Below are 11,232 nucleotides of genomic sequence, written 5' to 3'. Positions count from 1 at the left end.
CGATCCCGATCGCGGACGAGGCGATGTTGAACCGGCCGCCGTTTATCCAGCTCATCGCGGAGTAGAATCCGTGGCCGACCTTGCCGAGCACGTTCTCCGCCGGCACCTCGACGTTGTCGAAGGTCAGCTCGGCCGGCCGGTCCGTGGTCGAGGCGGTGACCTGGATGCGCGAGACCTCGAATCCCGGCGTCCCCTTGTCGACGAAGAAGGCGGTGATCCCGCCGCGGGCGCGCTTCTCCGGATCGGTGACGGCGAACACGACGGCGAAGTCCGCCTCGGCGCCGTGGGTGATGAAGTGCTTGCGTCCGTTGAGGAGATACGTTCCGTTCTTCTGCTCGGCGCGCGTGCGGATCTTCGTCGCGTCGGAGCCGGCTTCCGGCTCGGTGAGCGCGAAGCACATCTCCTTCTCGGCGCGCATGAGCGGCTCGAGGTAGCGCTGCTTCTGGTCCTCGTTGCAGTCGGCAAGGATGATCGTCGGACCTTCGACCGACGGGAGCACGCCGCCGCGAGAGGCGAGGATCAGTCCGGAGCGCGCGACTTCCTCGTGGACGAGCACCTGACCGAGGTACGAGAGCCCGCTGCCGCCGAGGTTCTCCGGCATGTGCAGCGTGTAGAAGCCGAGCTCCACCGAGCGTTTACGAAGCTTGCGACGCTCTTCCTCGGCGTTGGCGACGTTGCCAGACTCCTGTATCTCTTGCGCGTACTTCTGCTCGATGGGCCTGATCTCGCGCTCGATGAAGTCGCGCACGGAGTTGCGCAGCTCGATCAGTTCCGACGGGATCTGGATCACGCTCACGTGTAGCCCCCTCGCTGGGACCCTACCGGTGGGTAACAAGCTTTTCTCCATGGTACCCGCGCTCTCCTCCACCTCGAAAGGCCGGTAGCCGTACTCGGGACTTATCGTGGAAGCGTCGCCCGAAAAGACTGAGGCTCAGGTGGTTTCCAGGAACGCCTCGATGTGCTCGGCGAGCTCCTCGGGCGCGTGCAGCGGAACCTCGCGGCCGGCGTCGAAGAGCTCGAGCGTCCCGTTGGGAAGGCTCTCGGCGAGCCACCGCGCGGCGTCGAACGGGACGAGCGGGTCGCCGGAGAGCTGGATGACGAGCGTCGGCGGCGTGACCTTGCGCAGGAACGGACGCAGATCCTCCTCGCGGGTGTGCGCGAGGATGTCGATCGCGGCCTCTCGTCCGGCGGCCGTCCAGTCGTCGCGCATCGCGATCGAGGCGCCGGGCGGTGGATCTACGCGCGTCTCGAGGTCGCCGAACGCGCGCGCCCAGGCAGCCTCGCCGACGCCGTACGGCCATTCGGGCCCGGCGGCGAGACGAGGCGTGCCGCCGACGCATACGACCGCCGTCACAAGCTGCGGGAAATGGCCGGTGAAATGCAGAGCGACCTGGCTCCCGCGGATGCCCATGCCGAGCACGACGAGGTCGCGAAGCTCCAACGCACCTACCATCGCGCCGAGGTCCCGCGAGTCGCGCGCCGTCGTGTACGGGGGTCCCGGCTTGTCGGAGCTCCCCGTGCCGCGCCGGTCGTAGAGAAGCACCCGGTGTCGCTCGGCGAGCCGCCGGACGAGCGCCGACGCACGCATCGACCGCGAGGAGAGGAACCACTGCGGGATCACGACGACCGTGGGTTGGCCGTCGCCGATGAGCTCATACGCCAACTCGATGTTGTGAGCTTTGACGCGTTCCATGGCACTCATCGCGCGTCGAAGACGACGGCGCCGTCCTGCACAACCACCGAGACCGCCCGATACGCGGCCGGATCGGTCAACGGATCGCCCGCGAGCACGACCGCGTCGGCGAGCAAGCCCGGCTCGAGCGCGCCCGCCTGGATGTTGAGAAGCGCGGCCGCCTCGGAGGTCGCCGCGATCAGCACGCGCTCGAGCGGCATCCCCGCCGAGTGCATCAGCGCCAGCTCGCGCCAGAGCCCGCCGTGGGTGTTGAACGGCGTGCCGGCGTCTGTGCCGGCGGCTATGCGGACGCCGGCGTCAACGGCTTTTCGGAACGAATCACGATGGACCGCTGCGACCTCCTCGGATTTCCGGATCGCGTAGTCGGGAACCCCCTCGCCGCCGTGGAGGATCCGCTCGGGTGCGACGAGCGTCGCGACGAGCCAGGAACCGTTCTCGGCGAGGAGCTTCAACGCGTCATCGCTCAGGTAGCAGCCGTGCTCGACGGAATCGACACCTGCCCGGAGCGCGCGCACGATCCCCTCGGCTCCTATCGCGTGTGTTGCGACCCGTATCCCGGCTTCATGGGCCTCGTTGATCGCCGCCTCGAGCTGCTCGACCGTGTATGCGGATCGCTGGGCGCCGATGCCCGGCGTGAGCACGCCTCCGGTCGACATGATCTTGATCCACCCGGCGCCGGCTTTGACCAGACGCCGGACCGCCTTCACGAGCTCTTCGGCGGAATCGACCTCCCAGCCGATGAAGTGTCCGTGCCCGCCGGTCACCGTCAGCACCGCCGGTGCGCTGAAGATCCTCGAGCCCGAGATGACGCCCTCTCGCTGCGCACGCGCCACCTCGAGCATCACAAGCTCGATCCCGCCGAGGTCTCGAACGGTCGTGATGCCGGCCTCCAACGCACGTCTGGCGTTCCGGGCCGCTTTGAGGGCCGCGGAAGCGGGAGTCATCGCACGCGCTTCGCCCGCGAAGTCGGCCACGCCGTCGAAGCAGAGGTGAACGTGGCAGTCGATCAGACCGGGGATGAGCGTGCCGTCTTTCGCCTCCACCCGGATGTCGTCCCGCGCCGGCGCGGGTGCGCCGTCGGCCGGGCCGGCGTAGACGATCTTTCCCTCGTCGCAGACGAGCGCGGCGTCGGAGACCGGCGCCGAACCTCGGCCATCGAGCAGCCGGGCCGCGCGAAGGACCAGCCTCGCCATCCCGCGCAGCCTAACAGGACGCCTGTACTCGCCTAAACTCCGACCGGGCGGAGACTGCGGCCGCCGCGACGGGAGGGTGCAGACATGCGTAAAGTCCTGATCGTCGACGACGACCCGGGGGTGGCCGGGCTCGTGAAGGAGCTGCTCCTCCAGGAAGGCTTCCTCGCGATCTACGCCAGCGACACCGACAGCGGTTGGGCCTCGCTCCTCTCCGAGGATCCCGACGCGGCCATCCTCGATCTCTGGCTCTACGGCCGGGAGGCCGGCTGGGAACTGCTCGACCGGATCCGATCCAACGAGCACTTCAACACGCTGCCCGTCGTGATCCTCACGGGCGTCACGGGTGAAGACGTGATGCACCGCGCGCAAGAGCGCGGCGCGGAATATCTCAGCAAGCCGTTCACCGCTCCCGCGTTGATGGATCGCCTGCGTCGCGCGATGCGCGCGTCGGGACGCTCGCCGGGCATGCGCAGCCACGACGTGGTGATCCTGACACCGGTGTTCCGGATCGAGGGCACGATCCACATCGCCGAGGAGCTTGCCCGCTTCTCCGACGCGTGGGAGGCGCTCGTCCGCGATCCGCGGGCCTATTTCCCGCTGACCGGCGCGACGATCCGTTCTCTGGATGGCGGCGGGCCGATCGCCGAGCACGATCTCATCGAGGTGCGCAAGAGCGACGTCACCGCGGTGTTCCCCCAGGCAGAGGCGTAGCGAGTTCAGGCTGGTGGAGACCGGGGATTTGAACCCCGATGGGCTTTCGCCCACACGGACCTGAACCGTCGGACGAGTTTACCCACCCTCGAGGCCGGCTCGACGAGGCCGCGACGACCCCGACCAATGAGTTGAGTGCAGAGGGGTCCCCTCCGTCACGCTCCAGAGAGTCAGTGCTCGCCTCCATGAATACTGCCGCTACACTGAAGGTCCGGCGGGCGTGCTGGAATTGGCAGACAGGCACGGTTCAGGTCCGTGTGCTCGTAAGAGCGTGGAGGTTCAAGTCCTCTCGCCCGCACAGGCCGCCTCCGGTAGGTGTCGTCCGTTGACAGTACGTCTACCAGCGGTGTTGAACGCTTCGATCGGCCTTCCGGCGGATATATAGAATGAGGCCGTTCGGCCCCGGGCGGAGGCCGGAGCAGACCCGGCCGCCGGAGGGGCCGTTCGCCCTTCCGAAGCGGGTAGCGTGTCATATGGCCCGGACGCCTACAGGGAGGCCGGATGGGTATCCTGCGTGACTTCGAGCGCCGCCTCGAGACCGTGGTCGAGGGGTTCTTCGCGCGGGCGCTCCCCGGCGGTGGCGTCCAGCCGGTCGAGCTCGGCAAGCGCATGGTCCGGGCGATGGAGGACCAGAAAACCGTCTCGGTCGCGAACGTCTACGTTCCGAACGAGTTCACGTTCACCCTTTCCTCGAAGGACCTCGGGCGCCTCAAGCCGGTAGAGAACGCGCTCGCTTCCGAGCTCGCGAGCGTGGCCCGTCGCGCCGCCGCGAGCGAAGGCTGGCGACTGCTCGGGCCTCCGCTCATCCACCTCGACGAGGACTCCTCGCTCGCATCGGGAACGTTCCGGATGGAAGCGACGGTGGTGGAGGGTTCGGACGCCGACGCACAAGCCGGGCCGCATACACAGCTGATCCAGATGTCCGAGCAGGCGGACGCCGAGCTGGTCGTCGTCGGATCGAAACGACGCCCCTACCCGCTGGCAAAGGACGTTCTGACGATCGGACGGCTCGACACCTGCGACGTCGTCCTCTCGGACCCCGGCGTCTCGCGCAAGCACTCGGAAGTTCGGCGCGAAGGCGACGAGTGGGTCGTGGTGGATCTCTCATCCACGAACGGAACCATCGTGAACGGACAGCCCGTCCGCCGGCACCGGCTCTCGACCGGGGACCGCATCGAGGTCGGCGAGACGACGATCGAGTTCCGCGGAGCATGACCGCGACTCTCAGAGGAGATCCGTGCCCCCGCTGGTCCTAACGATCCTCAAAGTCGTCTTCCTGGCTCTGCTGTACCTCTTCATCGCGCGGGCGGTGCGGGTGATCTACCTCGACCTGGTGGGTCCGCGCGTACCGAAGGCGAGAGCGCAGCAGTCGACGCCGGCTCCCCCGCGCAAGCGCCGCGGCCAGCCGAAGAGTCTCGTCGTCACCGAAGCGGAAGGCGCGGCGCGAACCTACCCGCTCGCGGCGGAGCCGATATCGATCGGCCGCGCCGACGGGTGCCAGGTCGTCCTGGCCGACACCTACGCCTCACAGATGCACGCCCGTGTCTTCCCGAAGGACGGAAGCTGGTTCGTCGAGGATCTCGGCTCGACCAACGGCACCTACCTCAACCGCGCGAAGGTGACCGCGCCGTCCGAGGTCGGTCCGGGTGACGAGATCCGCATCGGCAAGACCACTCTGGAGCTTCGCCGATGACGGGACGATCGATCGAGTGGGCGGCGCTGACCGACGTCGGCCGCGCGCGCGAGCGCAACGAGGACTCCTACATCGCCGGCGAGTACGTCTTCGCCGTCGCGGACGGGCTGGGCGGGCACAACGCCGGCGACGTGGCCAGCCGTCTCGCGGTGGAACCCCTCGCAGCGTTCGACCGGACGGTCGAAGCCACGCCGATAGATCGCGTCGCCGACGCTTTGAGCACGGCGGTCGACGCCGCCAATCGTGCCGTCTATCAACGGGCACAGGACGACGCGAAGGTTCGCGGTATGGGAACCACCCTCACGGCGGTCGCGATCTCGAACGGGTCCGCGCATCTCGCGCACGTCGGCGACTCGCGCTGCTACCTCATCCGTGGTGGCGAGATGACCCAACTTTCGAACGACCACACGCTCGTCGCCCGCATGGTCGCGGAAGGAAAGCTGACGCCCGAGCAGGCCGAGACCCACCCCCAGCGCTCGATCCTGACGCGCGCGCTCGGCGCGGAGCCCGAGGTCGACGTGGACACGCTCGAGATCCAGCTGCAGATCGGAGACCGGCTCGTGCTCTGCTCGGACGGCCTGTCGTCGGTGATCGGCGAGGATCAGATCCTCGCGACGGTTCAAGACTCGAAGGACCTCAAGGAGACCTGCAGGCGGCTTATCGAAGCGGCGAATCAGCGCGGCGGTCCGGACAACATCACCGTCGTCGTGGTCGAGGTGACCGGTGTGCCCGCGGCCCGCGCGGACGGACGGGCGCCGCCGGCAGCGCGCCGCGAGATTCCGCCGCCGGTGGTCCCGCGGAGCCGCGGCCGGCGCTTCCCGGTGCGCGCGGTGATCTGGATACTGGTGGTCATCACCGCGGGCCTCGGCGCCTGGCTCGGCGTCCGCTCCTGGGTGGACCGCTCCTACTTCGTCGGCGTATCGGAAGGCGTCGTCGCGATCTATCGCGGGCTGCCCACCGAATTCGCCGGCGTCGAGCTGAACCACGTCGAGGAACTCACGACCAAGCCGGTCGCCGATGTGTCCGAGGTGTGGCGGTCGCGACTCGCGGAAGGGATCCCCGCGGACAGCCTCCAAGAAGCGCGCGACATCGCGGCGCGGATAACCACGACCGCGGGAGCCATACCTTCGCCGACCCCAACCCCAACCAAGACATGAGCAGACGCAACGCCGAGCTCGGGCTCGTCATCCTCGCAATCGTCCTCACCGGCGGGGCGTATCTGCTCGTGCAGTTCGCCGGCTCGGACACGATCCCGTCGTCGTTCCTCTCCTTCATCGCCGCGTTCGCGGGCATGGCGCTGGCCGCGCATTTCGTGATCCGTCGTTTCGCGCCCAACGCCGACCCCTTGCCGCTGCCGATCGCGCTCGTACTCTCGGGCCTCGGCTACGTCATGGTGCGTCGCCTGAACGCGGATCTGGCCGGCCCGCAGCTCGCGTGGATCGCGGTCGGGCTCGCCGCGTTCTGCTTGACGCTCGTCGGCGTGCGCGACCACCGCCGCATCGAGGCGTTCCGGTACTCGTTCATGGTCGCCGGCCTCGCGCTGCTCCTGCTGCCGCTGGCCCCGGGAATCGGCCGCACGGTGTCCGGGGCACGTTTGTGGGTGCGCGTCGGCGGCCTCAACTTCCAGCCCGCCGAGCTCGCCAAACTGATGCTGGCGGCGTTCCTCGCCGGCTACCTCGCAAGCAAGCGCGAAGTTCTCACCGCCGCCACGGCACGCGTCGGGCCATGGATGATCCCGGCGCCGCGCCACTTCGGTCCGGTCGTCGCGGCGTGGGCGATCTCGCTCGCCGTCATGGTGTTCCAGCGCGACCTGGGCTCCTCGATGCTCTTCTTCGCGCTCTTCATCGTGATGCTCTACGCGGCCACCGCGCGGGCGGCATACGTGGTCACCGGGCTGAGCCTGTTCGCCGGCGGAACCATCTTCGCGTACCAGGCGTTCTCGCACGTACAGAGCCGCGTCGCCGCATGGCTCGATCCATGGAGCCGGATCGACGGTTCGGGGTTCCAGATCGCGCAATCGCTGTTCGCGCTCGGGACCGGCGGCCTGGGCGGTCAGGGGCTCGGACGGGGACGTCCCGACTTCATCCAACGCGGCGTTGAGACCGACTTCATCTTCTCCGCCATCGGCGAGGAGCTCGGCTTCGTCGGCGCCCTCGCCATCTTGACCCTCTTCGCGCTCCTCGTCGCGCGCGGGCTCCACATCGCGCTTCGAGCGCGTGATCCGTTCGGAACACTGCTCGCTACTGGGCTCACCGTGATCATCGGGCTGCAGACCTTCCTCATCATCGGCGGTGTGACGCGGCTGATCCCGCTCACCGGCATCACCTTGCCGTTCGTCTCGTACGGGGGCTCGAGCTTGCTGGCCAACTTCATTCTGATCGCGCTGCTGCTGCGCCTCTCGGAATCGGAGGCGCGCGCGTGAACCGGACGGTTCGCCGGATCGCGCTGATGCTCGGCGTCGCGTTCGCCGCGCTCATCGTTCAGCTCACCTACGTGCAGGTCGTCGAAGCCGAGCGCTTCGCCGAGCATCCCTCGAACCGCCGGCTGCTCGTCAAGGAGTACTCGATCGAGCGCGGATCGATCGTCGCCGGCGAAACGATCCTCGCCCGATCGAAGCTCACCAACGACAACCTCAAGTATCTGCGTGAATACCCCGGCAAGGGGCTGTGGGGCCACATCACCGGCTACTACTCGATCGTCTTCGGGGGAGCGGGGCTCGAGCGGACCTACAACGACTTCCTGATCGGCGCCGGACCCGAGGACCGATGGGAGAACATCGTCGACGACATCCTCGGTCGTGCCCGGAAGGGCCACACATTGCTCCTGACGATCGACCCGGATCTGCAGGCGCTGGCGGCGAAGGCGCTCAAAGGACAACGCGGCGCGGTCGCGGCGATCAACCCCGAGAACGGTGAGGTGCTGGCGCTGTACGCGAACCCGACGTTCGACCCCAACCCGCTCTCCTCGCACGACCTGAACGGCGTGCGCTCCTCGTGGGACAAGTTCAACGCGAGCCCAGCGAAACCGTTGGTGTTCCGCGCGACGCAGGAACGCTATCCGCCGGGCTCGACGTTCAAAGTGATCATGACGGCGGCGGCGCTCGAGGACGGCATCCCCAAGACGAAGACCTATCCCAACCCCCGGGTGCTCGACCTGCCGCTCACCGATCGCACGCTCAGGAACTTCAGCGGCGGCGCGTGCGCGGGCGGCGGGCGCATCTCGATGGCACAGGCGCTGCGTGTCTCGTGCAACACAACGTTCGCGCAGATCGGCATGGAGCTCGGCCCGGAGAAGATCGAGGAGATGACGCGCGGCTTCGGCTTCGGAGCGTCCCCGGTCGGCTTCGACCTGCCGGCCGCGTCGAGTTGCCTCGTGGCCGAGCCCGGCGGCGGCTGCGCTGAGCCTACGCTGGACGACCCCCAGACGGCGTTCTCCTCGATCGGCCAGTTCAGCGTCCGTGTAACGCCGCTGCAGATGGCACTCGTGGCCGCCGCGGCCAGCAACGGCGGGATGCTGGTGCGACCGCACGTCGTCCGCGAGATCCAGGACTTCACGGGCAAGGTGGTCCATACGGTCTCGCCGGAGCCGGACGGGCCGATCTTCTCCCGGCAAACGGCCGCGACGTTGCGGGACTTGATGATCGACGTCGTCGACAACGGCACCGGCCGGCCGGCGGCCATCCCGAGCCTCCGCGGCGAGATGGGCGGCAAGACCGGAACCGCTCAGACCGGCGTCGAGGGCGAGAACCCGCACGTGTGGTTCATCGCGTTCGGTCCGGGGATCGCCGTCGCCGTTGTCGTCGAGAACGGCGGCGACGCCGGGGGCGACGCAACCGGCGGCCGCGTGGCCGGGCCGATCGCGAAGGCGCTCATCGAAGCGGTGCAGGAGGGTCGATGACGCAGGCGCGCAAACCCAAGGGGCAGGCGAACGCAGCGATCGTGCTCGCCGACCGCTATCGGCTGGAGGAAAAGGTGGCCGTGGGCGGCATGGGCGAGGTGTGGCGCACCTCCGATCTGCTCCTCGAACGAACGGTCGCAGTCAAGCTCTTGCGTGAATCTCTCGCGGAGGACCCGATCGTTGCGGAGCGTTTCCGACGGGAGGCCCTCACGGCCGCAGGCTTGTCCCACCCGAACATGGCAAACGTCTACGACTACGTCCAGGACGAGGGCCGTCCCGGCATCGTGATGGAGTTCGTCCAAGGGGAGACGCTTGCGGAGCGGATCGAGCGCGACGGGCCACTCACTGAAGTCGACGCGGTTCGGACTGCGTCGGCGCTGCTCGCCGCGCTTTCCGTCGCCCATGAAGCCGGGATCGTGCACCGCGACGTGAAACCCGGCAACGTCATGCTCACTCCAACCGGCGAGGTCAAGGTCACCGACTTCGGCATCGCGCGCGCTGCCGGGCATGAGACGCTTACGGAAACGGGGATGGTAGTCGGTACGGCGCACTATCTCTCGCCGGAGCAGGTGAGCGGCAAGCCTGCCTCGCCGTCCTCCGATCTGTACGCGGTCGGCGCGATCCTCTACGAGATGCTGACGGGCCACAAGCCCTTCGAGGCCGAGACCCCGCTGGCCGTCGCGATGCAGCGACTGACCGAGGATCCCATCGCCCTTCAAGAGCGCCGGCCCGGCATCCCCGAGCCGATCGCACAGGTCGCGCTCCGCGCCCTCGCTCGCGACCCCGAGCACCGGTACGCGTCGGCCGACGGGATGCGGTCGGCGCTCGAGGCGGCGCTTAGCTCCACGCAGTCGGCCACGCAACCACACCGGATGGATCCGACGCCGACCATGGTTCTTCCGGCGATCGACGATCCGCACGCACCAACCATCGCCTTGAGAGCCCAAACGGCCACTCCTCCGGCGGCTGCGGGCTCGCCTCTCACCCCGATAACCGGCTCCTCTCCGGCCGCGGCTGTCTCGAAGCGACGGCTCGGCGACTACCGCCGGGGGCTCTTATGGGCGGTCCTGCTCGCGGTCGCCGTGTCGGGCATAGCCTTGCTCGTCCTCGCGAGCAGGGACCCCGGTCCGGTCACCGTCCCTGATTTCACCGGGAGGAACATCACGCAAGCCAAGGCTTTGGCCGACGAGCTCGGCCTCAATGTGGTCGAGAAGCCCCAGGCGAGCGCGAAACCCGAAGGAGATGTCCTCTCGCAGAGCATCCCGGCCGACGTGCACGTGGCTTCGGGTGTGACCGTGACGCTGGTGACCTCCAACGGTGTGCCTCCTTGCTGCAAGGTCCCCAACCTCGACGGGCTCTCACAAAGCCAAGCAGCCGCGAAGCTGAAGGACGCGGGACTGGTGCTCGGTGACGTTGGGAGCCTGACCACCAGCGACGACGACCCGGGTACCGTCATCAGCCAGACGCCCGGCGCGGGGGTAACCAAGCCGCCGGGCACCGAGGTCGATATCGTGATCGCGAAGGAGCCCGAGGGCAGGGGTAAGGGCAAAGGCAAGGGGAACGGCAATTAGCGTCAACGCGAAAGTCCTCTCGGACCGGTACGAGATCCTCGAGCGGCTCGGGGCCGGCGGCATGGCCGAGGTCTACCTCGGGCGTGACCGCGTGCTCGGACGAACGATCGCGATCAAGATCCTGCTCACGCAGTTCGCCGGCGACCCGCACTTCATCGCGCGGTTCCGGCGCGAGGCCCAGTCGGCCGCCGCGCTGAACCACCCGCACATCGTCGGCGTGTACGACACCGGCTCCGACGACGGCACGCACTACATCGTCATGGAGTACATCGAGGGCCGGACGCTGCGCGACGTGATCAAGGAGGAAGGCCCGCTGCTGCCGGAGCGCGCGGCGGAGATCGCCGGCGACGTCTGCGCGGGCCTCGCGTTCGCGCACTCGCACGGGATCGTTCACCGCGACGTGAAGCCGGCGAACATCATGATCACCAAGAACGGCGAGGTGAAGGTCACCGACTTCGGGATCGCGCGCGCGGC

11 protein-coding genes and 1 tRNA gene are annotated in these 11,232 nt (G+C 68.2%); 9 read left to right on the top strand and 3 right to left on the bottom strand.

Going from position 1 to position 11,232, the window contains the following annotated elements; genetic code table 11:
* The 3 genes from WEB06_06435 to WEB06_06425 all read right to left on the bottom strand — a co-directional run.
* Nucleotides 1–796: acyl-CoA dehydrogenase family protein (locus WEB06_06435; protein MEX2555251.1), on the bottom strand; the 796-nt coding region annotated here is incomplete at its 3' end.
* A gap of 135 nt (nt 797–931) precedes the next feature.
* A complete protein-coding gene (locus WEB06_06430; GenBank protein ID MEX2555250.1) occupies nt 932–1,693 on the bottom strand; it encodes an alpha/beta hydrolase in 762 nt (253 codons plus the stop codon).
* 5 nt (nt 1,694–1,698) lie between these two features.
* A complete protein-coding gene (locus WEB06_06425; protein ID MEX2555249.1) occupies nt 1,699–2,886 on the bottom strand; it encodes an amidohydrolase family protein in 1,188 nt (395 codons plus the stop codon).
* 84 nt (nt 2,887–2,970) lie between these two features.
* On the opposite strand from WEB06_06425, the gene WEB06_06420 reads away from it, so the two are divergent.
* The 9 genes from WEB06_06420 to WEB06_06380 form a co-directional block, all read left to right on the top strand.
* Nucleotides 2,971–3,597 carry a response regulator gene (locus WEB06_06420; protein ID MEX2555248.1) on the top strand — a complete coding sequence of 209 codons (627 nt, stop codon included), beginning with the start codon at nt 2,971–2,973 and terminating at the stop codon, nt 3,595–3,597.
* 214 nt (nt 3,598–3,811) lie between these two features.
* Nucleotides 3,812–3,895, top strand: a tRNA-Leu gene (locus WEB06_06415).
* A gap of 203 nt (nt 3,896–4,098) precedes the next feature.
* The gene (locus WEB06_06410; GenBank protein ID MEX2555247.1) at nt 4,099–4,812 is read left to right on the top strand and encodes a DUF3662 and FHA domain-containing protein; all 714 of its coding nucleotides are present in this window, start codon (nt 4,099–4,101) and stop codon (nt 4,810–4,812) included.
* Nucleotides 4,813–4,834: 22 nt separating this feature from the next.
* Nucleotides 4,835–5,290 (top strand): FHA domain-containing protein, encoded by a 456-nt coding sequence (locus tag WEB06_06405; GenBank protein ID MEX2555246.1) that lies wholly within the window; start codon nt 4,835–4,837, stop codon nt 5,288–5,290.
* Complete coding sequence (locus WEB06_06400; protein ID MEX2555245.1) at nt 5,287–6,447, top strand: Stp1/IreP family PP2C-type Ser/Thr phosphatase; 1,161 nt, start codon at nt 5,287–5,289, stop codon at nt 6,445–6,447. Before WEB06_06405 ends, WEB06_06400 begins: the two co-directional genes overlap by 4 nt.
* On the top strand, nt 6,444–7,712 hold the full coding sequence (locus WEB06_06395) for an FtsW/RodA/SpoVE family cell cycle protein (GenBank protein ID MEX2555244.1): 1,269 nt from the start codon (nt 6,444–6,446) through the stop codon (nt 7,710–7,712). Before WEB06_06400 ends, WEB06_06395 begins: the two co-directional genes overlap by 4 nt.
* On the top strand, nt 7,709–9,187 hold the full coding sequence (locus tag WEB06_06390; protein ID MEX2555243.1) for a penicillin-binding transpeptidase domain-containing protein: 1,479 nt from the start codon (nt 7,709–7,711) through the stop codon (nt 9,185–9,187). Before WEB06_06395 ends, WEB06_06390 begins: the two co-directional genes overlap by 4 nt.
* Entirely contained in the window at nt 9,184–10,758 is a 1,575-nt protein-coding gene (gene pknB, locus WEB06_06385) for a Stk1 family PASTA domain-containing Ser/Thr kinase (GenBank protein ID MEX2555242.1), read from the top strand. Before WEB06_06390 ends, pknB begins: the two co-directional genes overlap by 4 nt.
* A gap of 61 nt (nt 10,759–10,819) precedes the next feature.
* Nucleotides 10,820–11,232: protein kinase (locus WEB06_06380; GenBank protein ID MEX2555241.1), on the top strand; the 413-nt coding region annotated here is incomplete at its 3' end.

Source organism: Actinomycetota bacterium, assembly GCA_040905475.1.
Classification (GTDB): domain Bacteria; phylum Actinomycetota; class AC-67; order AC-67; family AC-67; genus DATFGK01.
The sequence above is the reverse complement of the archived record's forward strand: the minus strand, read 5'-3'. Positions and strand labels throughout refer to the sequence as shown.